Source organism: Micromonospora violae (genome assembly GCF_004217135.1).
GTDB classification, from domain to species: Bacteria; Actinomycetota; Actinomycetes; order Mycobacteriales; family Micromonosporaceae; genus Micromonospora; species Micromonospora violae.
The window spans coordinates 3,061,703-3,085,692 of record NZ_SHKK01000001.1; the positions used below are offsets into that span (position 1 = coordinate 3,061,703).

Sequence of the window (23,990 nt, forward strand, 5' to 3'; positions counted from 1 at the left end):
TCGGAGAAGAAGGGTCCGGCTGAAAGGTAGGGCGGGACGGGCTGGCGAGGCCACCCAATTTCGTCGTGGTGCAGAGCACTGAGGGTCAAGGCGGCTACCGACAGCCGCCGTGCACGAAGGGATGCGGCTGTTGGTGTGTCGGTACTCAAGAGTGATCGATAGTCGACTATGGTCGGAGTTGTGAATTTGAAGGGATGGGCGGCGGCGACCGGGATCTCGTACGCGACGGCACGTCGGCGTTATGAGTCCGGGACGCTGCCTGTTCCCACGTACCGGATCGGTCGTCTCATCTTGGTCGGGGAGCCGGTCACTGGCGTGACCGGTGACGCCGGGCAGACCGTGGTGTACACCCGGGTGTCGTCGGCCGATCAGAAGCCGGACCTGGACCGGCAGGTCGCCCGGGTGACTGTGTGGGCCACCGGCCGGCAACTCGGCGTGGACCGTGTGGTGACCGAGGTCGGCTCCGCGTTGAACGGGCACCGCGAGAAGTTCCTCGCTCTGCTGCGTGACCCCAGCGTGTCGACGATCGTGGTCGAGCATCGTGACCGGTTCGCCCGCTTCGGCGCCGAGTATGTCGAGGCCGCGCTGACCGCGCAGGGACGGCGGCTGCTGGTCGTCGACCCGGCCGAGGTCGACGACGACCTGGTCCACGACGTGAGCGAGATCCTGACCTCGCTGTGCGCCCGGTTGTACGGGAGGCGCGCTGCCGCGAACCGTGCCCGCCGGGCGGTCGAGGCTGCCACCGAGGACGGCGCCCCTGAGGACTATCCAGGCGTACCGGTTCGCCCTCGACCTCACCGCCGGGCAGGAACGTGACATGCTCGCGCATGCCGGGGCGGCCCGGGTCGCCCATAACTGGGCGCTCGCGAAGGTCAAGGCGGTTATGGACCAGCGGGCCGCCGAGCGGTCCTACGGCGTGGCCGAGGAACATCTGACGCCGTCATTGTCGTGGTCGCTCGCAGGACTGCGGAAGGCGTGGAACGCGACCAAGCCCGAGGTAGCGCCGTGGTGGCCCGAGGTGTCCAAGGAGGCGTTCAACACCGGCCTTGACGCCCTGGCCCGAGCGTTGAAGAACTGGGCCGACTCCCGCAACGGCAAACGCGCCGGGCGGCCAGTCGGCTTTCCTCGATTCAGGTCGCGCCGCCGCACCACGCCCAGCGTGCGGTTCACCACCGGTGCGATCCGGGTCGAACCGGACCGCATGCACGTCGTGCTTCCGCGGTTGGGCCGCCTGAAGCTGCACGAGTCCGCCCGCAAGCTGGCACGCCGCCTCGACAACGGCACGGCCCGGATCATGTCCGCCACGGTGCGGCTTGACGGCGGGCGCTGGCACGTGTCGTTCACCGTCGAAGTCGATCGCGTCGAACGCACCCCGGCCCACCCCGGCTCGGTGGTCGGGGTCGACGTCGGGATCAAGCACCTCGCCGTGCTGTCCACCGGCGAACTGGTCGACAATCCACGCCATCTGGTGGCCGCGCAGCAGCGGATACGATCGCTTGGCCGGGCTCTGTCGCGCAAGACCGGCCCCGACCGGCGTACCGGCCGCCGCCCCTCGAAACGCTGGGAGCGTGCCGCGACCCGGCTCGCCCGCGCGCACGCCCGGGTGGCGAACCTGCGCCGCGACGGCCTGCACAAACTCACCACCAGGATCGCCACGACACACGGCACGATCGTGGTCGAGGACCTGAACGTGACCGGCATGCTCGCCAACCGCAAGCTCGCACGGCACATCGCTGACGCTGGGTTCGCGGAGATCCGCCGGCAGTTGGCGTACAAGACGGGATGGAACGGTGGGCGGCTGCTAATTGCCGACCGCTGGTATCCATCCTCGAAAACCTGCTCAGGCTGCGGCACGGTGAAAACCAAACTGGCCCTGCACGAGCGCGAATACACCTGCAACGCGTGCGGCCTGGTCACCGACCGCGACCGCAACGCCTCACTCAACCTGGCCGCTCTCGCGGCCAAATTCGACACCGCCGGGAGTGGCCCGGTGCCAGCACGTCGAGCCGACCAGAAGACCCACGTACACGGGCAGGTGGCGACGAAGCGTGAACCCGGCACGACATCAGTCGGTCAGACCGGGACCGTCCCACCGCAAGGCGGGACTACCAAACGTGTGCTAACTGCAGCGCACTGAAAGGTAACGGCTGCACAGCCCAGTAATGGACGGCGACCGACGGCACCGGGCCGACGGCGAGAACCCACTCGTCGCCGAGGTCACCCGTACCGCCGTGGGCAGTTTACGCAGAGCACCGAGCGCCCAGCTCAGCTTCCCGCTGGTGCGGGCCATATGATCCACCTCTATGGCCCGCACCACGCCTCCGCGCCCCCTCGACATCACCGCGATCTTCCCCGAACTGCGGGAACATTCCAGCACCGCTACCCGGCTGCATCCCCGGCCCGGCACTCCGACCGTCACGGACAGTTCGGTCGGCGGACCGCTGCTGTGGCCAGCCGACGAGGCATGGCCGGTCTGCGACGACGCCGGGGCGCACGAGCCATACAACCTGACCACCCCGGCCGCGCTGCGCCGCACGCGGGAGATCCTCGCAACCGCAGGGGCCCGGGAACCGCTGCTTGACGGGGACTTCTTGAGTGCGGAGGAACGAGCCGAGCTCGATGCGGCCGATGCTCTGGAGCTGGACGACCTGATCGAGGATCCCATCCCGTTGGTCCCGGTCGCGCAGCTGTACCGACAAGATATCCCGGACTATGCCGGCCCGGACGGCACTGACCTGCTCCAGGTGCTGTGGTGCCCGGTGGATCACTCGGACCGGCACTACAGCCCTCGCGTCTTCCTGTACTGGCGCGACAGTTCCACCGTTGGCCCGCTACTCGCTGCGCCTCCCTGTCCGCCGGTGATCAGCGACATGTATCTACCGATTCCGTGCGTGGTGCACCCCGAGCAGGTCCGCGAGCACCAATACGCCGACCTGCTCCCCGATGGCCTCCGCGAACGGCTCGACGAGTGGGATGACGACGAAGACGACAGCCGTCCCCACTATCAGACTGACTTGTCGCTCGCGCCGGGGTGGAAGGTCGGCGGGTACGCGAACTGGTCACTGACCGATCCCTACCCAATGGATTGTGGAACCTGCGGCACCACGATGACCTTGATTTTCACCGTCGACTCCGGCGACTGGAACGGTATGAATTGCAGCTGGCGCCCGTCTGAGGAAAACCCGACCGCGTCCCCGGACACCGTCGGCGTGCAGATCGGGCGCGGCTACTCGCTGTACACCTTCCGCTGCCCCGAATCATTCGATCATCCACCGGCGACAGCTATGCAGTGACGCGGCTTTCTCCATGCCTGCCAGCCTCCGAAACGGAGTCGACTCGACATGAGCGGACGCCGCTGACGGCGTCAGCGTCGGCGAGAACTCCCTGCGGAAATTTAACGGCTGGCGAGGAAATCGAGCACCCTCTTGCTGAGCAGGGCGGTGGCTTGGGGGTCATAGGAGGGCAGGCTGGAATCGGCGAAGTAGTGCTGGTCTCCCGGATACAGGAACAGCTCCGCCTGCGGGGCGGACGCGACGATCTCGCGGGCGGCGTCCACGTCACCCTCGTCCATGAAGATCGGGTCGGCGTCCATACCGTGGATCTGCACCGGGACGTCGGCCGGCCATGACGAGCCGAACTCCGACACCGGCACGCAGGAGTAGAACAGCAGTGCCCCCCGTGCTCCGGGACGGGTCTGGGCCAGCTTCTGCGCCGGAAGCACGCCCAGAGAGAAGCCGGCGTAGATCAGGTCGCTGGGCAGCTCGTCGGCCATCCGCGTGCCGCGTTCGATGATGGTGCCGAAGCCGAGTTCCTCAGCGTGGGCGATGCCCTCGTCCAGGGTGTGGAACGTCCGGCCGTCGTACAGGTCCGGGGTGTGGATGGTGTGCCCAGCACGGCGCAGGTCGTCGGCGAACGCGAGGAACCCTGACGTCTGGCCCAGCGCGTGGTGGAACAACAACACCTCAGCCATGCGATCCCCCGATCCTGGGCCCCACCGTGTGCGGCATTCTACGACACTGCGGGTGGGCCATCGACGCCTGAAGCTGCGGCGATCAATGGCCTCGCTCCTGACTGAGGAAGCACGACAGCAGTTGCCGGAACTCGTGCGGGTGCTCGACCGCCGGCACGTGCCCGCAGCGGCCGAACACGTGCAGACGGACATCGGCCAGGTGCTCCAGCAGGGGCGGGGTCGCCATCCCGAGCGGGGTGACGCGGTCCTGGGCGCCGTGAACGAGGAGCACGGGCGCGCGGATCGCTGCCAGCGTCTGCGCCGAGAGGGTGAGGTCCTCGACCCACCGTGCCCTGGGTGGAGGGAACAGCGACGCGAATGCGTCCGCCCCCGCTCGCATCGCGGTGGCACGGGCGTCGACGGCCGCTTCGGTGACGAGCGCTTGGTCGAGGAACAGGCGACTCAGCATGTCTCGTGCCCCGACCGGGCCGGCGGGGGCCGCCCAGAGCGCGTCGAGGTCGGCGGAGAGCGGTGCCCCGGGGGCGCCCATCGTGGCGACCGCCACGACACGGGTGACCTGCCGGGGGCGCGCGGCCGCCAACGCCAGCGCCACGGCACCGCCCATGGAGTGCCCGACCACCGCGTAGTGCTCGATGCCGAGGGCATCCATCAGGCCCGCGGCCTGCTCCGTCCACAGCCGCAGCCCAGCCCTGGAACCGGCCGGGAGCGGTGTACGGCCGAACCCCGCCTGGTCAGGAGCTACCAGGCGCAACGACGCGCCCAGCGCCTGCGCCGTCGTTGCCCAGGCTCCGGACCCGGTCGTGCCGGGTCCGGAGCCGTGCAGCATCAACACCGCAGGCCCGGCGCCGCTGTCCGTAACGTGGACGGGAGAGCCGTCGACGGTGACGGTCCGAAGTGCCGTCACCGGAGCAGGCCGGGTGTGTTCATGCCGAGGCGGAGCTGACGGACTTCGAGAAGAGCTCCATCATCGCCCGGCCGAATTGCGGCATGTCGGGCCATCCCCGGCAGGAGACGAGGTTGCCGTCGACGACGTCGGGAGCGTCGATGACCGTCGCGCCCGCGTTCTCCATGTCACCGGTGATGGGCGGGAAGCACGCCGTTTTCCGGCCCTTCAGGAGCCCGTACACCGCTGGCACCTGCGCGCCGTGGCAGACCAGCGCGATGGGGAGGTTGCGCGCGAAGAAGTGCTCGGTGATGCGCCTGACGTCGGCGTCGACCCGGATCCACTCGGGTGCACGTCCCCCGGGGATGATGAGGGCGTCGTAGCGCTCGACGTCGACCTCGGCCCAGGGCACGTCGACCGGCAGCTTCCGGCCGTTCTTCTCCACATAGGCGTCGGAGTTGGGGTCGAACTCGTGGATGACCAGTTGCACGTCACGCGTCGTCCGCGACGAGACGTCAACGTCCCAGCCGCCCTCCTGGACGCGGTAGTAGGGATACATGGTGTCGAGTTCCTCGGCGGCGTCGCCGGTCAGCAGAAGCGCTCTGGGCACCTGCTTCTCCTCGCATCTGATGGCGGGTGGCGTGGATCCAATCGGATCCGATCGGTGGGGCTAGCATTCCTCGGCCCAAGCCGCCCGTCAAGCCTCTACCGCCATTGCGTCCGCGTCCTTGACCTCGTCGAACAATCGTCGAAAACGCTCACCCGAACGCAGGATGTGTCGACGCATCGCATAGGCGGCGGCGTCCGGGTCCCGCGCGGCGATCGCGGCCACAATGTCCTCGTGCTCGGCCATGGCCAGGTGAGTGACCTGGGTGTCGTGGTGAAGCCGGAAGAGGTGTACGTGGCTGTGCAGGCGAGCGAGCGTTTCACGGATGACCTGGTTCTCGGCGCTCAGGGCGACGAGATCGTGAAAAGCGGCGTCGCGTAAGCCGAAGGCGCCGTAGGCCATCAGCCCATTGCCCCCTTCCAGCTCCGCCATCTCCTCCAGCATCCGCCGCAGACCGGCCACCTGCTCCGGGGACGCGCGTTCGGCGGATCGGCGCGCCGCTGCCGGCTCGAGGAGCAGGCGGACCTCGAGCATGTCCTCGAATCGGTGCCGGGTGATCTGGGGAGGAATGCGGTAGCCAGCATGGGGCACACGCACGACCAGGCCCTCGGCCTCCATGCGGTTGAGGGCGTCTCGGATCGGTGTCTGCGAGACCCCCAGCTCTCGCGCCAGGACGTCGATCGTGACGCGGGAGCCAGGCTCGATCCGGAGCGACATCAGCTGTCCGAGCAGGGTGTCGTACACCTCGTCGGCAAGCCGGCCGCCGGATCTTCCCGGCGACATTCCGCCCGTCCCGGACCTTCGGCCCCGCGCGTTCATCGCTTCGTCGTCCATCGTGACCTGAGGTCCTTTCCTGCGTCTTCGGGAACCTGTTGACATCCGTCACAACGCTGCGACATGCTGACGCCCCCAACCGGATCGTATAGGAAAAGTGTCGGATGCCCGCCATCCGGCACCCCCGCGACAACCCGGCAACACGTCTGAACAACCCAGCACCTGCTCGGCGAAGCACATAGCGAGGCCCTAGAAGTCCCCACCACCAGAAAGCAGGCTTCACGATGCGGCATACCCAGCAAAAAGGACGAACATCCGGTCGAAAGGTGCGGCTGGCGACGGCCGCCATGCTGCTGCTGGCCACGACCGCGGCGGCGTGCGGCGACAGCAAGGACGACGGTGAGAAGGCGAGCGCCCCCAAGGCGCCGGCGACCATCCCGCAGCTCACCAATGACCCGCTGACCCTCAGCTTCATCTGGTTCGAGTGGCCCCCCGCCCAGGCACTGGAAGCCTTCGCGAACGCGGAGTACAAGAAGGTACGGCCGAACGCGACCATCAAGGTCAACACCGTGCCGAACGCGAACTGGCACGACGCGATGTTCACCCAGTTCGCCGCGCACAAGACCGACTTCGACATCGCGATCCTGGACTCGCAGCACATCGGCGAGGCCGTGACGAACGGCAACATCCTCGACATCACCGACTTCGTCAAGAACAACATCGATGTCACGGCCTACAACCCGTACCTCCTGGCGGCGTACGGCCAGTTCCCCCAGGCCGAGACCGGCAAGCGCGACGAGAACGCCAGCCTGTACGGACTTCCGCTGCTCGGCGACACCTGGACGATGATCTACCGCAAGGACCTGATCGGCGACAAGCCGCCGCAGACCTGGGACGAGATGATCTCCACCGCCGAGAAGTGCCAGGCGGACAACCCCGGCGTCAGCGGGTTGGCTTTCCACCAGGCAAACGGCTCCGACGCCGCGGCCGTCACCTACAACACGGTCAACGGCGTCTACGGCGGCAACCTCTGGGACGCCAAGAACCGCAAGATCGAGGGCGTCCTCAACGACGCCGCGGGCCAGGAGGCGATGGACGTCCTGGTCAACAAGATGAAGCCGCTGACCGCCAAGGGCTCCGGCAACTGGTTCATCGACGAGGTGAACGCGGCGGTCGCCCAGGGCAAGGCCTGCATCGCGTTCAACTGGATCGCCGCGAGCGGCGGCCTGCTCGATCCGAAGCAGTCGACGCTCGGCACCTCCCGGGAGCAGATTCTCGACAAACTGGGTTTCGCCACCCTGCCGAGCCAGAAGACGAACCTGGTCCCCCTCGGCGGTATGGGGATGCACGTGTCGGCCTACTCCTCCGCGGCCAACCAGGCCGAGGCGCTGAACTTCATGAAGTGGTTCGAGCAGGCTGACATCCAGAAGAAGTGGGCCGCCGCGGGTGGCGTGCCAGCGCGTACCGACGCCCTCGCGTCGCCCGAGTTCCTCAACGCCGGGCCGTTCAACCAGGTGTACGCCGACTCGGTTCCGCGCATGCGGGACATGTGGAACGTGCCCGAGTACGCGCGCCTCGTCGACATCGAGAACACCAACGTGAACGCGGCCCTCAACGGCGCGAAGAAGCCGAAGGACGCGCTCGACGACATCGCCAAGGAGCAGCAGAGCGTGCTCGACTCAAGCAACCGCAAGGGCGGCGGCGGACTGTGAGCAACCCCGCCCCTCTGACGACCGACCAGCCCGGGCAGGTGGCGTCCGCGACGCCACCTGCACCGGGCCGGTCCCGGCGGTTGAGCGACCGTGGGCTCGCCGTGGTCTTCACCTCCCCCGCGCTGCTGCTGTTGCTCGCCATGTCGGTGTTCCCGTTGCTGTGGGCGTTGTACCTGTCCTTCACCGACTACTCGGCCACCCGTGGTGGGCCCGCGGAGTTCGTCGGATTCGGGAACTACACCGCCATCCTGACGTCGGAACAGGTCCACCTGAGGGCCTTGACGACGTTGATCTACGTGGTCGGCGCGGTCACCCTGCAGACCGTGCTCGGTTTCGGCATCGCGTACCTGATCTCCCGGCGCACGCGCGGGCGGGGAGCGCTGACCACCATGTTCCTGGTCCCGATGATGCTGTCGCCGGTCGTGGTCGGGCTGTTCTGGCGATTCATGCTCGACGCGCAGTTCGGCGTGGTCAACAGCATGCTCGGCTCGCTCGGCCTGGGGCAGGTGGAGTGGCTCACCCGGCAGCGGACGGCCCTGCTCTCCCTGATCGTGGTGGACACCTGGCAATGGACGCCGTTCATCATGCTCATCGCACTCGCGGGCCTCAGCGCGGTGCCGAAGTACCTCTACGAGGCCGCCTCGATCGACCGGGCGTCCGAGTGGTTCCGGTTCCGCACCATCACTCTGCCGCTGGTGTGGCCGCTGCTCCTCATTGCCGTGATGTTCCGGGCCATCGAGGCGTTCCGGCTGTTCGACCTCGTCTACATCCTCACCAACGGAGGCCCCGGCGTCTCCACCGAGACGATGTCGTTCCACATCTACAAGGTCGCGTTCCTGGGCTTCAACACCGGAACCGCGTCGGCGTACGGGATCCTCATGGTCCTCGTCGTCATCGTCCTCACGCAGCTCTACCTGCGCTACCTGAACAAGCTCAAGGAGGGCTGATGGCCGTCTCCGTTGACGAGGCCGTGTCCACAGGTCCTGCCCGCGATCACACGCCCCCCGCGCGCCGCTTCGGCCGCCGAGGTCGCTCCCTGCTGGAGGTCGCGCTGCTGACCGTGCTGGCCGTCGTGATGCTCTTCCCGGTGCTGTGGATGATCATGACGTCGATCAAGGAAAACCGGGACGTCTACGCCATCCCGGCCAAGTTCTTCGGCTTCACGGTCACAATGGACCACTACAGGGACGTGTTCGTCGCCCCCGACGGTGGTCGCTCCGCCTTGTCCGTCTCGTTCCTCAACTCCGTCGTGGTCGCCGGCGTCTCCACGGTGCTGGCCACCGTGCTGGGGGTCCCGGCGGCCTGGGCCTACTCCCGCTTCGGCATGAAGGCCAAGAAGGACCAGCTGTTCTTCATCCTGTCCACCCGCTTCATGCCGCCCGTGGTGGTCGTGATTCCGATCTTCCTCATGTACCGCCAGGTCGGACTCATCGACAACAAGCTCGGCCTGATCCTCATCTACGCCGCGTTCAACGTGCCGTTCACGATCTGGATGATGAAGGGGTTCGTCGACGAGGTGCCCTCCGAGTACGAGGATGCCGCCATGCTCGACGGCTACACCCGGGTGCAGGCGTTCTGGCGATACACCCTCCCCCAGCTCGTGCCCGGCATCGCCGCGACGGCGGTCTTCGCGCTCATCTTCTCGTGGAACGAGTTCGTGTTCGCCATCTTCCTCACCTCCAGCGACAGCGTGCGGACGGCCCCACCCGCCATCGCCGGCCTCATCGGCGGCACCACGACGGACTGGGGTCTCGTGGCAGCCGCCTCCGTGGTGTTCGCCCTACCGGTGCTCGTCTTCGCCTACCTGGTGCGCAAGCACCTCATCGCCGGTGTGACGCTCGGGGCGGTGCGGCGCTGATGGCGGGCATCGAGGTGACCGCGCTGCACAAGCGCTACCCGGACGGCACGGTCGCAGTCGACCAGGTGGACCTGTCCATCGGCCACGGCGAACTGTTCGTGATGCTCGGCCCGTCGGGCTGCGGCAAGACGACCACGCTGCGGGCCATCGCCGGCCTGGAGAGGCAGACGACCGGCGACATCCGCATCGGCGACACGCTGGTCAACGACCTGCCGCCCGCCGAACGCGACATCGCCATGGTGTTCCAGTTCTACGCCCTCTACCCGCACCTGCGCACCCGCGACAACCTGGCGTTCCCCCTGCGGGCCGAGGGACTGCCCAAGCAGGAGGTGCACGCACGGGTCGAGGAGGCCGCCCGGCTGATGCGGCTCGGTTCACTCATGGACCGGCGACCGCGCCAGCTCTCCGGCGGGGAGCAACAACGCGTCGCGCTTGCGCGCGCCCTGGTACGACGACCGCGCGCATTCCTCATGGACGAGCCCCTCACCAATCTGGACGCGGAGCTGAGGGCGGACATGCGCACGGAGATCAAACACCTGCAGGGTGAGCTGGGGGCCACGATGGTCTACGTCACCCACGACCAGGTCGAGGCGATGTCGCTCGGTCACCGCATCGCCATCCTCAACAAGGGTCGCGTCGAGCAGATCGGCACGCCGCTGGAGGTCTACGACCGCCCGGCGAGTCTCTTCTGCGCCGCATTCATCGGCTCCCCGCCGATGAACCTGATCGACGTGGAGCTGACCGACGGCAAGCTGCACGCTCAGGGTGGGCTGGTCCTCACGCCACCGCCGGGCCTGCCGCGCGACCGTCGCCTGATCGCCGGCGTCCGGCCGGAGGCGCTGGAAGTCACCGCACCAGGAGCGGAAGCCTCCATCCCGGCCCGCGTGGTCTCGGCGGAGTGGCTGGGCGACGAAATCATCTACGTGGTCGACCACGGCGGCCAGCGCGACGTGCGGGTTCGGATGCCACCGACTGTGCGTTTCGCCGCTGACGCGAAGGTCGGGCTGCGGCACACCGGCGGAACCCCGGCGGTCTACGACGTGAGCACGGAAGAGCTGGTGGCCTGATGGGAACCGTGGCAGCACACGGGCTGCGCAAGTCCTTCGGCAAGGTCCAGGCCCTGGACGGGGTGACGCTGGACGTGCCCGACGGCTCGTTCTTCGTCGTCCTCGGGCCCTCCGGGGCGGGCAAGACGACAACCCTGCGGGCGATCGCCGGTTTGGAGAAGCTGGACGCCGGGTCGGTGCACCTGGACGGGAGAGACGCGACCGCCGACGCGCCGGCCGCACGCGACCTGGCCATGGTGTTCCAGAACTACGCCCTCTACCCGCGACACACGGCGTACGAGAACATCGCCTCACCGCTGCGGGCCCGCCGTCGCTCGCCGTCCGAGATCACCGCCGCCGTCGAGCAGATGTCGAACCTGCTGCACATCGAACGGCTGCTGCAGCGTCGTCCCGCGCAGTTGTCCGGCGGTGAGATGCAGCGGGTCGCCCTGGCCCGGGCGCTGGTCCGTCGCCCGCGCGCGTTCCTCATGGACGAGCCGCTGACGAACCTCGACCTCAAGCTCCGCGTCGAGATGCGCACCGAACTCACCCGCATCCACCGCAGCCTCGGCGCGACCTTCATCTACGTGACCAACGACCAGGTCGAGGCCCTGTCCATGGCCGACCAGGTCGCGGTCCTCAAGGAGGGAAAGGTGCAACAGGTCGGAACACCGACCGAGGTGTACGAGCGTCCCGCCAACCAGTGGGTGGCGGGGTTCGTCGGGAGCCCGCCGATCAGCCTGCTCCCCTGCCGCGCCGAGGGGGATCGTCTGGTCGGCACGGACGGCTGGACGCTACCGCGCCCCCGCTGGACCACCGCCGAGGACGGCCGTGCGCTGATGCTGGGCGTACGCGCGGAGGACCTGTCCGTCGAGCAGCGCGGGCACGCGTCGTTGTCGGGGGAACTCTACGGGCTTGAACCGCTCGGTGACCGAACGGTGGTCGACGTGCGGGTGGGGACCGAGATCCTCAAGGTCAAGGCACGACCCACCATCACCGGTACGCCCGGCGAACGACTCTCTGTCAGCGTCGACCTGGACCGGGCGCACCTGTTCGACGCGGACACCGGGCTGTCGCTGTCCGAGGCTGGGCGGTAACCGCGCCGGGCGGCCACGGCACCATGCGCCCGCACCGGGCGATGGTGCCGTGGGACGTCGCCCGGCCGACACGGCCACGGCCACGGCCACGGCCCGATTCGACCGCTCGGCAACCTCGCCCCCCGACGAGGGCGGGTCACCCGTCCGGCTACGCGCAGAGCACGCGCGCTGAGGCACGCCGGACAGCACCACGAAGATCACAGGAGGCGACGCAATGAGCGACCCGATGGACGTCCTGGCCCCCGAACACCGGCGGCTCCGGATCGGCGACGCCTGGCGCGACGCCGCAAGCGGAGCCACCTTCGCCGTCGAGGACCCGGCCACCGGCAAGACCATCGCCGAGGTGGCGGACGCCGACGTCGTCGACGGCCTCGCCGCCCTGGACGCGGCGAGCAGGGCAATGGCCCAGTGGGCCGCGACCCCGCCGCGGAAGCGGTCGGAGTTGCTGACCGCGACGTACCGGGCATTGATCGAGCGAACCGAGGAGGTCGCCCGGCTGATCACACTGGAGATGGGCAAGCCGCTCGCCGAGGCTCGGGCGGAGGTGGCCTACGGCGCCGAGTTCTTCCGCTGGTTCGCCGAGGAGGCGGTACGCGTCGAGGGGCGCTACAACACCGCTCCCGCAGGTGGATACCGCGTCCTCACCGTGCCGAAGCCGGTCGGACCGTGCCTCTTCGTCACGCCCTGGAACTTTCCGCTGGCCATGGGCGCCCGCAAGATCGCTCCCGCGCTGGCCGCGGGCTGCACGACCATCACCAAGCCAGCAGGCCAGACGCCACTGACCATGCTGTTCCTGGCCCGCCTCATGGAGGAGGTCGGCGTTCCCCCGGGCGTCGTCAACGTGGTGACCACCAAGCGATCCGGCACGGTGGTCTCCGCGCTGCTGGCCGACAGCCGGATCCGCAAGCTGTCGTTCACCGGGTCGACCGAGATCGGGCGCGTGCTGCTGCGTCAGGCCGCGGACAACGTGCTGCGTACCTCCATGGAACTGGGCGGCAACGCCGCCTTGATCGTGTGCGCTGACGCTGACCTGGACGTCGCGCTCGACGGTGCCATGGTGGCCAAGATGCGCAACATCGGGGAGTCCTGCATCGCGGCCAACCGCATCTACGTGGAGGAGCCGGTGCGCGAGGAGTTCACCGCGCGCTTCGTCGAGCGGATGGGCGCGCTGTCGGTGGGCCATGGTCTCGACGACGGGGTGGACGTCGGGGCGTTGATCGACGAGGCGTCGGTGACCTCGATCGACGACCTCGTCACCGACGCGGTCGATCGCGGCGCGCGGGTCCTGGTGGGCGGCGCGCGCCCGGACGGGCCGGGCCACTTCTACCCACCCACCGTCCTCGTCGACGTGCCCGACGACGCGCGGATGCTGAAGACGGAAATCTTCGGCCCCGTGGCCCCGATCATCTCCTTCACCTCCGACGACGAGGTGATAGCGAAGGCCAACGACACCGAGTACGGCCTGGTCGGATACGTCTTCACCCGCGATCTTCAGCGGGCGCTCCGGTTCACCGAAGGGCTGGACACCGGGATGCTCGGCATCAACCGCGGCCTGATATCCGACCCGTCAGCTCCGTTCGGAGGCGTGAAGCAGTCCGGGATCGGCAAGGAGGGGTCACACGAGGGCATCCTCGAGTACCTCGACCTCACCTACGCGGCGATCGACCTCCCGTGACCGGCCTGCACCTCCAGGCGTACACCCCGCAAACCGCCGCCGCTCCGGAGAGGCACCGACATGCTTGAGACCGTCCGCGCACCACGCCAACTGATAGTGGGCGAAGGGGTCGCGCAGAACATCCCACGGGTGGTGGCCGAGAGCGGCTCACGGGTCCTCATCGTGACCGACCAGGTCCTCCTGGGGCAGCCGGGCGTGGCCGACATCGTGGCCGCCGTACGAGAAAAGGTCGATGTCGTCGCGGTGTTCGCCGACGCGACGCCGGACGTGCCACTCAGCGATGTCGCCCTGGCCGTCTCGGTCGCCGCCGAGGTGGACGCCGACGTGATCCTCGCCATCGGCGGCGGCACGGTGATCGACCTCGCCAAAATCGTCGGCGTCATCCGCCGCCACGGTGGGACGCCGCGCGACTTCTACGGCGAGTCGAAGGTGCCCGGGCCGACGATGCCTCTCATCGCGGTCCCGACGACGTCAGGCACCGGCTCCGAGCTCACCCCCGTCTCGGTGCTGACCGACCCGGACCGTGAGCTGAAAGTGGGCGTGTCCAGCGTTCACATCGTGCCCGACTTCGCCATCGTCGACCCCGAACTCACCTACAGCTGCCCAGCGACCGTCACCGCCCACTCCGGCATCGACGCGTTCTGTCACGCCGTGGAGAGCTACACCGCGCGACCCCGGCCCCACGGACCGCGCGACCCGGTGGAGCAGGTCTTCCTCGGCCGCAACACGATCACCGACCACTACGCGCTCCTGGCCGCGGAGCGGATCGCCCGCAGCCTGCGTCGTGCTGTGCGCGACGGAGGCGACACCGACGCGCGCGCCGACATGTCGTACGGGTCCGTGCTCGCCGGGATCGCCTTCTCCCACGCGGGCAACGCGGCCCCGCACGCCCTCCAGTACCCCATCGGCGCGGCCACGCACACGCCGCACGGCCTGGGCGTCGGGCTGCTCCTGCCCTACGCGCTCGACGCGGCCAGGGACACCATCAGCGACCGGCTGGCCATCCTCGCCAGGGTGTGCGGGCTCGACGTGACCGACGCCTCCGATGCCGAGGCCGCGGACACGTTCCTCACCTGGCTCGACGGGCTCCTTGCCGACATCGGCATCCCACGCACCCTGGCGGACATCGGCGTGGCCCGTGCGGACCTCCCGCGCTTCGCGGAGATGGCCAGTGGCGTCACCCGCCTGATCCAGAACCATCCCGGCCCGACCGACACCGCCAGCCTGACCGCGATCCTCGAAGCGGCCTGGACCGGGGATCGGGCGCGACCCGCCCTGACTCCGAACGGTGACCGGCCTTTCACCTGACGACGAGCGGCATGACGGCCGGCGAGCATGAGCACTTACTGACGGTGGGCGGTGCCAGCCGTTGTGCGACGTGACAATGGCAAGCGTCGATCACGGCGCAGGTTTGCGATCGTTCACGAAGACGCCGTCACCGCGTTCGCTGAATAGTTCCCTCACCAGGTTTTCCGATTCCCCTGCCGCTTCCGGGGGAACGACTTGTAGGAGGGAAGATGCTCAGACGTCGCGTGCTCGGTAACGGGCTCGCCGCACTGCTGGCGGTCTCCAGGTTGCAGCGCACCAGAACCCTGCTGCTGACCATGACCGCTGCGGTCGTGTCCATCGCATCGCTGGGCTTCGCCGCACCAGCGTCCGCCGCAGCTTCCGACGGTCACTACTGTGGGTGGATCTCACCGGACAAGCCACCGGGCTTGGTTGACGCCAGGACCGTCAACTACTCCGCAAGTGTCCAGTGCGACGGCATAGTGCGTCGCGTCGACCTCACCGTTGAGCTGATCTACCACGGACTGGTCAGCGGCCCGGGCCAGACCATCAACGGCCGGACAGAGGTGTGGGAGAACACCAACTACACCGCATTCGGGCTCGGCGTCACCAACCCGGGCACGGCCTGCGAGTCCGGCTACTACTCGGGCCGAGCGACCGCCACCGTCCAGTTCCGGTCGGGCTCTCCGGAATACATCACCAGATCGACGGGGTCTCAGCCGGTATCGCTGTCCTGCAATCCACCGGACATTCCCATACCCCCGCCGACCGGGGGCGTGACGGTCACCAACCCGGGCACCCAGAGCACGCTCAAGCCGGACACCGTGGCGCTGCAGATGCAGGCCACCGGCGGAAGCGGGTCGTACACCTGGTCGGCGACCGGGCTGCCTCCTGGGCTCTCCATCAACTCCTCGACCGGCCGGATCAGCGGCACAGTCACCACCATTGGCAGCTACAACGTCACGGTCACGGCCGTCGGAGGCGGAGAGGGAAGCACCACCTTCACCTGGAGCGTCAGAAAGGACGCCCCCTGCCCACGCTGCTGACCGACAAGGGCATCGACATCACGGCGTGCGCCCCGACCGGGGCGCACGCCGTCCTGCGAGGGTACGTACAGCGTTCAGAACAGGAAGCCGATGGTCTCCACAGTGGACGGCGTGTGAGGTCGTGGCCGGGATCGAGCCGGCGTTCCCGTGACCACCGGGCCCCCTCCATGGCTCCGGCGACTGGACCCGAACCAGTACCTGTACGGATTAACAGTCCGCTGCCCTACCGATCGGGCGACGCCGGAATGGTCGCGCGTGCGGGACTCGAACCCGCTTCACCAGCTTGAAAGGCTAGGGGCCTACCCATGACCGAACGCGCGTACGTGTGCCCCGAGCTGGTGTCGAACCAGCGGCCTTCGGCTTGTCGAGCCGACGCTCTCCCGCTGAGCTACCGGGGCGGGAGCGGGGGCGGGATTCGAACCCGCGATGTCCGGCTTATGAGGCCGGCGAGGACGGCATCGCCGTTCTCCATGGCGCTGACGACGGGACTCGAACCCGCGACCGCCTCGCTGACAACGAGGTGTTCAAGCCGCGAGCTACGCCAGCATGGGACCGGCCAGCAACCGGTGAGTGGAATCGGGCGGAGTCGAACCGTCGGCCTCTGCATTGCGAAAGCAGCGCTCTATCAACTGAGCTACGACCCCATCGCGTGGCCGACCAGGGTTTCCCTCAACGGCTCCCGGGCGGTGGTTCCACTCCGCCATCGGCCTTGCGTACGCTCGGGGGGAGTCGAACCCCCACGCCTTTCGGCACAAGGGTCTGAGCCGTGTGTGTCTACCTGAGTTCCACCACGAGCGCGTGGTGCCGACGCCCGGTGTCGATCCGGGGGCCTTCCGGTTATGGGCCGGATGCTCTGCCGTTGAGCTACGTCGGCTTGGTGCCCTCGGCACGAGTCGAACGTGCAACTACGGCCGCCTCACGACCGCGCAGACCGACGTGTCGCCAAGTTCACCACGACCGCATGGCATATTGCTTGCGTAGGCCGTACGGGGCTCGAACCCGTAACCTCCTGGCTGAGAACCAGGTGAGCTGCCAGCTTGCTCCAACGGCCCCTGAGTCGGCGGGGATCGCGGCCACGTGCCCACGATCGCCGCCAACGTGCTACCACCTTGTGGTCCGGGACCGGGGTGTCGAACCCCGTCTCTCTCGCTCCCAAAGCGAGCGGGTCAGCCGTCTCCCTCGTCCCGGAGGTATTGCCCCCGGGCCGACCCATGCGGGCGTCGGCCGGGGTTTGTGCTCATGCCATCCACTGTGGAGTTGAGAATCTGCAACGCCGCCGGCCGCGGCCGGGACGAGAAGCAGGGGCGGCAGGATTCGAACCTGCGACCTTCGGTTTTGGAGGCCGGTGCTCTACCAGTTGAGCTACGCCCCTATCGAGTTGTTCCAGCAACGAGAAAGCCGCCCTGTCCCTGTCGGGGTGGGCGGCTTCGCAGCTTGCGCTGGCGCTATTCGCGCCGCCACCCCGGCTTCCAGTGCTGCTCACTCGCGCACAGATCGTGAGCTCGTTCAATCGAGGGCAGCACGACACCGCCGCACGGCATGAGCCGCGGGGTTTCGGTGTAGGCGTACTGCAACACGGGGAACTCCTTGGGTTGGTCGGAACGGCCTTGCTCGATCAAAGTAGGCGCTGTGCCGATCGGATGGCAATTGATATTCCGGGATGACGGTGATCTCGCCAATGCGGTGACGTGGGGCAGGTCGTACACCACTTTCGTGGCCGCAACCGCGGGTGCCCGCCCCCTCCTGGGCCTTGTTGCACATGAGTTGCAACAATGCCCTCGTGATCGACAAGACCGAAACGGCAGCAGCTCTCCAGGTTGCGGGAACGACTCCGGCGCTCTCCCGTAGCGCCCGGATCGCCGTGCCCGAACTGGTCATGGCGTGGGGCCGTGGCTGGGCCGTCTCCCGTGGGGTTCCTGATCCCGTCGCAATCGCCGGTGGTTTCCGGGCCGACGTGGGACTGCGCGGCCATCGAGTCCGGTACGTGCTGCACACGTGGGACGCCGACCTGCTGGAGCCCATCGCCCGCCAAGCCGCCGCACCTGGAACCTGGATCAAAACCGCAGGTCGCGCCAGCGATCTGCGTCGCGCCCTGCCAGCTCACTGGGCCATGGACAACTCCGGTTACCTGATGACCACCCGGTTCACCGCAGGCACCGACGATCCCCCATCACCGTACGAGACCCGTATCACGACAGACGGTGATGTCGTCGTGGCGGCCGTCCTCGACGATTCTGGAGAGGTGGCGGCCTCTGGACGCTTGGCGCCTGCCGGGTCATGCGGCGTCATCGACCAGGTGGAAACCGCTCCCGCGCATCGGCGCCGAGGCTTGGGCACCACTGTCATGCGGATGCTGAGCGACCACGCCGTGCGGAACGGGCTCGGTACCGGCATCCTCGTGGCCACCGAAGACGGACGCAGCCTGTACGGCGTTCTCGGTTGGGCGGTGCAATGCGAGATCGCGGTGGCGTACATCCGGGAAGCCTGACATCGCAAACACGAAGCCGGCAGCGCGACAGCGAGAGGTCGTGACAGACCTCGCTACGCCCGATGCCAGTCAGTGGGCTCATTGAGGAGCCAGGTTCTCACCACGGTCGGAGTCCGGCTTGCGCCGCGTCCGCCCGCTTCCAGCCGTGCGTCCAGCCCGTCGAAGTACACGAGTTGTGTGTCGTCGGCCCACCACTCGACGCAGAACCCGCTCGCCATGTCGAGGCGGCGGAGGTGTAGATGGCGGTCCAGCAGTCTTTCCCGGTAGACGTTGGCGTCGGGCGGCACTTCGGCGGGCCGGCGGCTCTGGCGGCGGGCGTGGTGCAGGAGGGCGTCGCATTCAAGGAAGTGGTCCAGCGATGGGAAGGCTGGGACGTCTGTGTCCATGTAGCCGAACCACACTGTGCCGTCCGGGTGCAGAAAGCCACTGCGGCAGCCGTCCGGATCGGTGTCCGAGATGGCGAAGTCGAACCTGATCTGCTTCTCGTCGTGGTCGAGGTCGAACACCGGCGCGAAGACAATCTCACTGTCGCGAAACGCACTGTGGTAGGTCAGCCCGGAGTATCGACGCTGGATGTGTTCCAGCATGGTCAACGCCTGTTCGTCGCAGTATCCGAGGATGGCCTTCATCGCCGCTCTGCACTCGTCGTCGTCCGGACCGGTGTCGACCAGCACGACGCGGGCATGCTCGGCCAAAAAAGCTTGGGCCCGGCTACTGAGCGGAGCCGCTACCTCAAGAACGTGTGCCACCGGTTCAGTCTCCAACATTCGACTGCGCTGGCCGAGCCTGGCTTGCATCAAGCGTTCGTGACGGCCACCGGGTCAGATGGTGACGACGACCTTTCCCGCCGGGTGCCCGTCCCGGAGGTGCCGGATCGCGTCCGCAGCCTGGGCCAAGGGATAGGTGCGGTCGACCGCCGGGGTGAGCGCCCCCGATTCGATCAGGGTCCCCAACTCGCCCAGGTCCTCAGTCCGCTCGACCGCGCTCACGCTGCGCAGCCGTTGACCGACGAACAGGGACAGCAGCGGCACGCGGACCATCTGCCGGTCGTAGCCGCTGAGCACCGGCCCCTTGGTGTACGCACCGCCGACGACCGCCAGCGTCCCCCGTGGGGTGAGGGCGCGGCGCAGGAGAGAGATCGGCCGGTCGCCGCCGGTGTCGATGACCACGTCGTAGATCGGGCCGTCGCGGTCGACCTCCTCGCTGGTGTAGTCGAGGATGTCGTCGGCGCCGAGGGCGCGTACGAACGCGGCTTTGGCCGGCGTGCAGACGGCGGTGACCGTCGCCCCGTACGCCTTGGCGATCTGCACGGCGTGCGACCCGACACCGCCGGACGCGCCGATGACCAGCACGCGGTGCCCCCGGCGCACCGCGCCGCTGTCGCGGACCGCGCGCAGCGCCGTCATCCCGGAGACCGGCGCGGCGGCGGCCTGCGCGAACGACACGTTGGCGGGCTTACGGGCCAGCCGTCGCTGCGGCACGCTCGCGAACTCGGCGTACGAGCCGCTCAGACAGGTGCCGTACACCTCGTCGCCGGGCCGGAACCGGGCCACCCGGGTGCCGACCGCGACCACCACCCCGGCCAGATCCCGGCCGCGAACCGGCACCCGGGGCCGGCGCAGCCCGCTGGCCAGCCGCGCCAGGTAGGGACGGCCGGTCATGAAGATCCACACTCCAGGGTCGACGCCGGCGGCGCGGACCTGGACGAGGACGTCCTCGTCGCCCACGGCCGGCTGGTCGATGTCGCGGAGGTGGAGCACGTCAGCCGAGCCGTAGCTTTCCTGGACGATGGCCTTCATGGTGCCGCCTCCTCGGGGTACTGGAACACGTCGTCGAGCCGAACGCCGAACACGTGGGCGATCTTGAACGCCATCTCCAGCGATGGCGAGTAACGGCTCTGCTCGATGGCGATGACGGTCTGCCGGGTCACGCCGATCCGGTCAGCGAGCTCGGCCTGGGTCATCTCGTCGTGCGCAAAGCGCAGCGCGCGGATGCTGTTCGTGACGCGGGTCGGCTTCACCATTGCGGAACACCCTTGCGGTAGACGATCACCTTGGCCAGGGAGCCGACCGCCGCCGACAGAACGAAGCACAGGTAGATGACGTTGGCGATCCAGAACCAGTCCCACTCGGCCAGCGCCATCAACATCGCCGACACCGCGCCGATGGCCACGAACGCCTGGCCGACGTAATCGCCGAGCCGCCCGATCTCCCGGTCGCGTACGTCGCTGACCCGGGAAGCGCGCGGGTTAACCACGCCCATCACGATCTCGGCCACGATGCTCGCGACGACGCCCCCGCCAACCGTCCACAGAAGAACCCCGGCGTACGGGGTGGCGGTGAGCGGCCCGCCGTCGGTCCGGTTCACGACGACGGCGGCATAGACGGAATACCCCACCACGCTGACCACCAGCATGATCCAGGCGCGTTTCTCCTCGTGCGTCACGACTGCCTCCCTGTAAAGAATTCTTGACACGACCATAGTATTGCCCCTTTGACATCGTGTCTAGAAAGTTTTACACCGACGTTGACCCCTGATCTGGTGGACTTCACGCTCTATCCCCACCTCAATCATCCGGACATGGAGGGCGTTGAACTGTCCGCCATCCACAAGTGGGCGTCCAGGATCCCGGTCCCGACCTACGCCATCGACGACAACACCGCCATCAAGGTGGTCGATGGCAGTGTTGACGTCATCTCCGAGGGCGACTGGAAACTGATCAACCCCTGACCGGGCCCCCGTGCCGGCGCCCGGCGCGGTGCTGTCGGCCACTAATCGATTCCACCCGTTCGACCGGGGCTGGTAGCGTGCGCCGAACATGAAGATCATGGGGGAATTTAGATGAACCGAACTCGACTCGTCCTGACTGGCTTCGCCGTTGCGGCGGCGATCGCGATGTCCGGCTGCGATCCGCAGCCCAAGTCTGAGGGTGCCGCGACCTCGCCGTCCCCGGCGGCCGCGAGCGCCTCCCCGACCGGCGGTGCGGAGACCACCCCGACCAGCGCCGCGGCAAACGACGCGGCCACCGTGAAGGCCTGCACCGACATCAAGAAGGACATCACGGACAACGCCGCGAAGATCACCAAAGCCGAGAAGATCGGCCCGCCAGCCGGACACTTCGCGGTCAGCGCCCAGTGGGCCGCCGGCTCGGTCGCGATCCTGGCGCACGCGATCGGCGCCAACGAGGCAGTTACCGCCGCCTCCGAGAAGATCCAGAACGAGATGATGAGCCTGAGCGACGCGTACAGCAAGGACGCCGACGCCAAGCCCAGCAAGAAGGCCCTGGAAGCCGCCATCAAGGAGCTGGACGCCGCCTGTTCGGCCGCCTGACCGGTTCAACCACGCAATCGGCGGTGACCCTCACCCGGTGGGTCACCGCCGATTCGCATGTCCGTTGGGCTGCGGCACACGACGTCGCCGGTTGCGTTGAAGCCCGACGATATGATCGGCGAACATCAATGAAACGCGTTCGACGTCCCTTACCGGAGGTGTCGTGTCGAACCTGATCGTGGCTCTCCAGCGGCGGATTGACGCCAATGCCCTGCGCGCCGTCAACACCTACCAGCGAGAGGTGCCCGAGTACGCGTCGCCGTCAACGGAGCAGCTCGCACACATGCTCGACTTCGCGCGTTTCATCCGCCGGGTGAGTCTGGAGCGGGTACGGGACGACACGCCGCTCGACGAGGACGACCTCGCGGCCATCGGCGTCGTCGGTCGACGACGAGGCGAGGATCGGCTCTCGCTGGCGTCGCAGCGGCAGGCGCTCAGCACACATACCGCGCTGATGCTGCGCGACGTGGTGGAGACCGCTACTCCGGCGAACACCGAGGATGTGCTCCACATGGCCCACTGGCTCGGGCGGGAGGGCAACCGAGCCCGCGGCGCCTACCTGGACGGGTACCTTGCTGGCGTCGCACAGACCTGGTCGACGTCGGCTCAGGTCCAGTTGCTCGCGCGGTCGCTGCTGGCCGACGATCCACCGCCGATGGGCATCGCTCAAGCGGCCGGCGTACGCCTCGGGCATCGGTGGCTGGTGACGGTTGTACGGTTCGACCCGCCGGACCTGGCCGCCCCGGAGCGCAAGCGCATCGTCGCGACGGCCCTGGCGTCCTGGCGGATCCCGATGTCCTGGCTCGGGCCGGGGGAGTTGGTACTGGTCACACCGGCATCGGTCGACTCCGAGGCGGCCTTGTCGGCATGGCTCGTCGACGGTGGCGTCCACGGTCCGGTGGCGGATCGCACCCTGGACCTGGTCCGCGGCGTCGCCGTGGACGCTGGCCGTGAATGCGCTGCCGGTACGGCCGTCGGAACGGTGGGCCAGCTGGCTGGCGTGCTGGAGCAGGCTCGACAGATCAGCCGACTGACGTCGGCGGAGCGCAGACCGCAGCGCCTCTACTCCGTCGCGGACAGGTTCGTCGAACTCGGAGCCGCCCACTCGCCGCACATGGACAGTTGGCTGCGGGAGCTCATCACCCGACTCGAAGCCGGTCCGGACCTGATCCGCACCCTCGACGCGTACTACCTGCACGACATGTCCCGACCGGCGACGACACGGGCGCTGGGCGTCCACCCCCGCACGCTCGACTATCGCCTGCGACGCGTACATGAGCTGACCGGGCTGCGTCCCGCCTCGACCCGCGGCGTACGGATTCTGACCGCCGCCGTCGCCTGGACGTTCGCCGACCGGCTGCGGGAGGCATGACGAGGCCGGGCGTAGCCGACCGACCGCCGCTGGCCCTGCGGCAGTCGGTCGGCTCATCGGTACGGCAGTCTCAGCAGGCGACCTGCACGATGGGCGACTGCGTGTTGAGCGTCACTGACGGCGGGTAGTACCCGCCGGGAGCAGTGAACGTGTGAATCCCCTTGGTGACGTAGTAGTTCGGCACACCCTGGCAGATCGTGAAGGCGACACCGGTGTACTTCTTGTTCCCAGGACCGGAATTCAGGCTTCCGACCGACACCAGGAAGAAGCCGCTCCCCGGGACGTACTGGTACAGCTCGACCTGAGAACCGATGTAGGGAATGGGCGCGTCACACCACGAATCGGCCTTGCCGTCGATGCTGCCCGGGATGCCGTTGCCGCCGGTCGACGCATGTGGATACTGGGCCCGCGCGTTGCAGGTGATCACATTCTCGGCGGCTGCCGGGGCCGGTCCACGAGTGGTCGGCTTCGGGCTGAACGTGGGTGTTACCGCTGCGGCCCGGTCTCCAGCCAGAGCCTCCGCCGCATCGAGCACCGCCTGGGGGGTCGTCCCGGCAGCCAATTCAGACCCTGCCGCACTGGCTGGAGAAGCGACAGCGGCCCCGGAGACCGCCACCAGGGCGGCAAACCCGATCCCGAGCACGCGACGTCTGAACATCTCTCCTCCTACAAGTCGTTCCCCCGGAAGCGGCAGGGGAATCGGAAACATGGTGAGGAAACTATTCAGCGAACGCGGTTACGGCGTCTTCGTGAACGATCGCAAACTTGCACCTTGATCGGTTCGTGTCATTGTCATGCCGCACAACGGCCACCATCGCCACCAAGATCGGGATCGTGCTGGCCGC

24 protein-coding genes and 10 tRNA genes are annotated in these 23,990 nt (G+C 68.0%); 15 read left to right on the top strand and 19 right to left on the bottom strand.

The window, feature by feature from the left end:
• Window positions 1–180: 180 nt before the first annotated feature.
• The 3 genes from EV382_RS13500 to EV382_RS13510 all read left to right on the top strand — a co-directional run bounded on the left by EV382_RS13500 (window position 181) and on the right by EV382_RS13510 (window position 3,293).
• Window positions 181–816, top strand: coding sequence for an IS607 family transposase (locus EV382_RS13500; RefSeq protein ID WP_130401995.1), 636 nt, complete (start codon window positions 181–183; stop codon window positions 814–816).
• 1 nt (window position 817) lies between these two features.
• Window positions 818–2,137, top strand: coding sequence for an IS607 family element RNA-guided endonuclease TnpB (gene tnpB, locus EV382_RS13505; RefSeq protein WP_244236669.1), 1,320 nt, complete (start codon window positions 818–820; stop codon window positions 2,135–2,137).
• Window positions 2,138–2,303: 166 nt separating this feature from the next.
• Entirely contained in the window at window positions 2,304–3,293 is a 990-nt protein-coding gene (locus EV382_RS13510; RefSeq protein ID WP_130401997.1) for a hypothetical protein, read from the top strand.
• Window positions 3,294–3,394: 101 nt separating this feature from the next.
• Here the strand turns inward: EV382_RS13510 and EV382_RS13515 are convergent, their stop codons facing one another.
• The 4 genes from EV382_RS13515 to EV382_RS13530 all read right to left on the bottom strand — a co-directional run bounded on the left by EV382_RS13515 (window position 3,395) and on the right by EV382_RS13530 (window position 6,294).
• Complete coding sequence (locus tag EV382_RS13515) at window positions 3,395–3,970, bottom strand: dienelactone hydrolase family protein (RefSeq protein WP_130401999.1); 576 nt, start codon at window positions 3,968–3,970, stop codon at window positions 3,395–3,397.
• An 82-nt stretch (window positions 3,971–4,052) separates the two neighbouring features.
• Window positions 4,053–4,874, bottom strand: coding sequence for an alpha/beta fold hydrolase (locus EV382_RS13520; protein WP_130402001.1), 822 nt, complete (start codon window positions 4,872–4,874; stop codon window positions 4,053–4,055).
• A gap of 19 nt (window positions 4,875–4,893) precedes the next feature.
• Window positions 4,894–5,463 carry a DJ-1/PfpI family protein gene (locus EV382_RS13525; protein WP_130402003.1) on the bottom strand — a complete coding sequence of 190 codons (570 nt, stop codon included), beginning with the start codon at window positions 5,461–5,463 and terminating at the stop codon, window positions 4,894–4,896.
• Between the two features lie 87 nt (window positions 5,464–5,550).
• The gene (locus EV382_RS13530) at window positions 5,551–6,294 is read right to left on the bottom strand and encodes a GntR family transcriptional regulator (RefSeq protein ID WP_130402005.1); all 744 of its coding nucleotides are present in this window, start codon (window positions 6,292–6,294) and stop codon (window positions 5,551–5,553) included.
• Window positions 6,295–6,560: 266 nt separating this feature from the next.
• On the opposite strand from EV382_RS13530, the gene EV382_RS13535 reads away from it, so the two are divergent.
• The 8 genes from EV382_RS13535 to EV382_RS13570 all read left to right on the top strand — a co-directional run bounded on the left by EV382_RS13535 (window position 6,561) and on the right by EV382_RS13570 (window position 15,955).
• A complete protein-coding gene (locus EV382_RS13535) occupies window positions 6,561–7,946 on the top strand; it encodes an extracellular solute-binding protein (RefSeq protein WP_244236670.1) in 1,386 nt (461 codons plus the stop codon).
• An 80-nt stretch (window positions 7,947–8,026) separates the two neighbouring features.
• Entirely contained in the window at window positions 8,027–8,893 is an 867-nt protein-coding gene (locus EV382_RS13540) for a carbohydrate ABC transporter permease (RefSeq protein WP_244236671.1), read from the top strand.
• A complete protein-coding gene (locus tag EV382_RS13545; protein ID WP_130402011.1) occupies window positions 8,893–9,804 on the top strand; it encodes a carbohydrate ABC transporter permease in 912 nt (303 codons plus the stop codon). Before EV382_RS13540 ends, EV382_RS13545 begins: the two co-directional genes overlap by 1 nt.
• On the top strand, window positions 9,804–10,871 hold the full coding sequence (locus EV382_RS13550) for an ABC transporter ATP-binding protein (RefSeq protein ID WP_130402013.1): 1,068 nt from the start codon (window positions 9,804–9,806) through the stop codon (window positions 10,869–10,871). Before EV382_RS13545 ends, EV382_RS13550 begins: the two co-directional genes overlap by 1 nt.
• A complete protein-coding gene (locus tag EV382_RS13555) occupies window positions 10,871–11,947 on the top strand; it encodes an ABC transporter ATP-binding protein (protein ID WP_130402015.1) in 1,077 nt (358 codons plus the stop codon). The genes EV382_RS13550 and EV382_RS13555 overlap by 1 nt, the downstream gene beginning before the upstream one ends.
• A gap of 214 nt (window positions 11,948–12,161) precedes the next feature.
• Complete coding sequence (locus tag EV382_RS13560; protein WP_130402017.1) at window positions 12,162–13,622, top strand: NAD-dependent succinate-semialdehyde dehydrogenase; 1,461 nt, start codon at window positions 12,162–12,164, stop codon at window positions 13,620–13,622.
• Window positions 13,623–13,682: 60 nt separating this feature from the next.
• Window positions 13,683–14,930, top strand: coding sequence for an iron-containing alcohol dehydrogenase (locus tag EV382_RS13565; RefSeq protein ID WP_130402019.1), 1,248 nt, complete (start codon window positions 13,683–13,685; stop codon window positions 14,928–14,930).
• 209 nt (window positions 14,931–15,139) lie between these two features.
• The gene (locus EV382_RS13570) at window positions 15,140–15,955 is read left to right on the top strand and encodes an Ig domain-containing protein (RefSeq protein ID WP_130402021.1); all 816 of its coding nucleotides are present in this window, start codon (window positions 15,140–15,142) and stop codon (window positions 15,953–15,955) included.
• Between the two features lie 168 nt (window positions 15,956–16,123).
• On the opposite strand, the gene EV382_RS13575 is transcribed toward EV382_RS13570, so the two are convergent.
• The 10 genes from EV382_RS13575 to EV382_RS13625 form a co-directional block, all read right to left on the bottom strand.
• Window positions 16,124–16,200: transfer RNA gene (locus EV382_RS13575), tRNA-Asn, on the bottom strand.
• 1 nt (window position 16,201) lies between these two features.
• Window positions 16,202–16,275: transfer RNA gene (locus tag EV382_RS13580), tRNA-Glu, on the bottom strand.
• 6 nt (window positions 16,276–16,281) lie between these two features.
• Window positions 16,282–16,353: transfer RNA gene (locus EV382_RS13585), tRNA-Val, on the bottom strand.
• 9 nt (window positions 16,354–16,362) lie between these two features.
• Window positions 16,363–16,425 (bottom strand) — tRNA-Met (locus EV382_RS13590).
• 1 nt (window position 16,426) lies between these two features.
• Window positions 16,427–16,501, bottom strand: a tRNA-Asp gene (locus tag EV382_RS13595).
• A gap of 25 nt (window positions 16,502–16,526) precedes the next feature.
• Window positions 16,527–16,599, bottom strand: a tRNA-Ala gene (locus EV382_RS13600).
• Between the two features lie 70 nt (window positions 16,600–16,669).
• Window positions 16,670–16,753, bottom strand: a tRNA-Leu gene (locus EV382_RS13605).
• A gap of 1 nt (window position 16,754) precedes the next feature.
• A tRNA-Met gene (locus EV382_RS13610) sits at window positions 16,755–16,829 on the bottom strand.
• A gap of 104 nt (window positions 16,830–16,933) precedes the next feature.
• A tRNA-Glu gene (locus tag EV382_RS13620) sits at window positions 16,934–17,007 on the bottom strand.
• Window positions 17,008–17,254: 247 nt separating this feature from the next.
• Window positions 17,255–17,327 (bottom strand) — tRNA-Trp (locus EV382_RS13625).
• 408 nt (window positions 17,328–17,735) lie between these two features.
• On the opposite strand from EV382_RS13625, the gene EV382_RS13630 reads away from it, so the two are divergent.
• On the top strand, window positions 17,736–18,443 hold the full coding sequence (locus tag EV382_RS13630; RefSeq protein ID WP_165435781.1) for a GNAT family N-acetyltransferase: 708 nt from the start codon (window positions 17,736–17,738) through the stop codon (window positions 18,441–18,443).
• A 53-nt stretch (window positions 18,444–18,496) separates the two neighbouring features.
• Here EV382_RS13630 and EV382_RS33420 read toward each other — a convergent pair whose 3' ends face one another.
• The 4 genes from EV382_RS33420 to EV382_RS13650 all read right to left on the bottom strand — a co-directional run bounded on the left by EV382_RS33420 (window position 18,497) and on the right by EV382_RS13650 (window position 20,888).
• On the bottom strand, window positions 18,497–19,117 hold the full coding sequence (locus EV382_RS33420; RefSeq protein ID WP_244236672.1) for a hypothetical protein: 621 nt from the start codon (window positions 19,115–19,117) through the stop codon (window positions 18,497–18,499).
• Between the two features lie 147 nt (window positions 19,118–19,264).
• The gene (locus EV382_RS13640) at window positions 19,265–20,242 is read right to left on the bottom strand and encodes an NAD(P)-dependent alcohol dehydrogenase (RefSeq protein ID WP_130402024.1); all 978 of its coding nucleotides are present in this window, start codon (window positions 20,240–20,242) and stop codon (window positions 19,265–19,267) included.
• Window positions 20,239–20,466, bottom strand: coding sequence for a helix-turn-helix transcriptional regulator (locus tag EV382_RS13645; protein ID WP_130402025.1), 228 nt, complete (start codon window positions 20,464–20,466; stop codon window positions 20,239–20,241). Before EV382_RS13645 ends, EV382_RS13640 begins: the two co-directional genes overlap by 4 nt.
• Window positions 20,460–20,888 carry a hypothetical protein gene (locus tag EV382_RS13650; protein WP_130402026.1) on the bottom strand — a complete coding sequence of 143 codons (429 nt, stop codon included), beginning with the start codon at window positions 20,886–20,888 and terminating at the stop codon, window positions 20,460–20,462. Before EV382_RS13650 ends, EV382_RS13645 begins: the two co-directional genes overlap by 7 nt.
• A 96-nt stretch (window positions 20,889–20,984) precedes the next feature.
• Between EV382_RS13650 and EV382_RS13655 the strand changes: the two genes are divergently transcribed.
• From EV382_RS13655 to EV382_RS13665, 3 genes are all read left to right on the top strand, one after another.
• Window positions 20,985–21,173, top strand: a complete 189-nt coding sequence (locus tag EV382_RS13655; RefSeq protein ID WP_208758404.1) for a type 1 glutamine amidotransferase family protein — start codon at window positions 20,985–20,987, stop codon at window positions 21,171–21,173.
• A gap of 111 nt (window positions 21,174–21,284) precedes the next feature.
• Window positions 21,285–21,773 (top strand): hypothetical protein, encoded by a 489-nt coding sequence (locus EV382_RS13660; RefSeq protein ID WP_130402027.1) that lies wholly within the window; start codon window positions 21,285–21,287, stop codon window positions 21,771–21,773.
• A 163-nt stretch (window positions 21,774–21,936) separates the two neighbouring features.
• Window positions 21,937–23,145: a PucR family transcriptional regulator gene (locus EV382_RS13665; protein ID WP_130402029.1), complete on the top strand. Its 1,209-nt coding sequence runs from the start codon at window positions 21,937–21,939 to the stop codon at window positions 23,143–23,145.
• Window positions 23,146–23,215: 70 nt separating this feature from the next.
• Here EV382_RS13665 and EV382_RS13670 read toward each other — a convergent pair whose 3' ends face one another.
• The gene (locus tag EV382_RS13670) at window positions 23,216–23,803 is read right to left on the bottom strand and encodes a hypothetical protein (RefSeq protein WP_130402031.1); all 588 of its coding nucleotides are present in this window, start codon (window positions 23,801–23,803) and stop codon (window positions 23,216–23,218) included.
• Between the last annotated feature and the right edge of the window lie 187 nt (window positions 23,804–23,990).

Bases quoted from the DNA above. Each gene is read 5' to 3' on its own strand.
- tnpB (WP_244236669.1), top strand. From the start codon at position 818: ATGCTCGCGCATGCCGGGGCGGCCCGGGTCGCCCATAACTGGGCGCTC.
- EV382_RS13510 (WP_130401997.1), top strand. From the start codon at position 2,304: ATGGCCCGCACCACGCCTCCGCGCCCCCTCGACATCACCGCGATCTTC.
- EV382_RS13515 (WP_130401999.1), bottom strand. From the start codon at position 3,970: ATGGCTGAGGTGTTGTTGTTCCACCACGCGCTGGGCCAGACGTCAGGG.
- EV382_RS13530 (WP_130402005.1), bottom strand. From the start codon at position 6,294: ATGGACGACGAAGCGATGAACGCGCGGGGCCGAAGGTCCGGGACGGGC.
- EV382_RS13545 (WP_130402011.1), top strand. From the start codon at position 8,893: ATGGCCGTCTCCGTTGACGAGGCCGTGTCCACAGGTCCTGCCCGCGAT.
- EV382_RS13550 (WP_130402013.1), top strand. From the start codon at position 9,804: ATGGCGGGCATCGAGGTGACCGCGCTGCACAAGCGCTACCCGGACGGC.
- EV382_RS13555 (WP_130402015.1), top strand. From the start codon at position 10,871: ATGGGAACCGTGGCAGCACACGGGCTGCGCAAGTCCTTCGGCAAGGTC.
- EV382_RS13560 (WP_130402017.1), top strand. From the start codon at position 12,162: ATGAGCGACCCGATGGACGTCCTGGCCCCCGAACACCGGCGGCTCCGG.
- EV382_RS13565 (WP_130402019.1), top strand. From the start codon at position 13,683: ATGCTTGAGACCGTCCGCGCACCACGCCAACTGATAGTGGGCGAAGGG.
- EV382_RS13570 (WP_130402021.1), top strand. From the start codon at position 15,140: ATGCTCAGACGTCGCGTGCTCGGTAACGGGCTCGCCGCACTGCTGGCG.
- EV382_RS13640 (WP_130402024.1), bottom strand. From the start codon at position 20,242: ATGAAGGCCATCGTCCAGGAAAGCTACGGCTCGGCTGACGTGCTCCAC.
- EV382_RS13645 (WP_130402025.1), bottom strand. From the start codon at position 20,466: ATGGTGAAGCCGACCCGCGTCACGAACAGCATCCGCGCGCTGCGCTTT.
- EV382_RS13660 (WP_130402027.1), top strand. From the start codon at position 21,285: ATGAACCGAACTCGACTCGTCCTGACTGGCTTCGCCGTTGCGGCGGCG.
- EV382_RS13670 (WP_130402031.1), bottom strand. From the start codon at position 23,803: ATGTTCAGACGTCGCGTGCTCGGGATCGGGTTTGCCGCCCTGGTGGCG.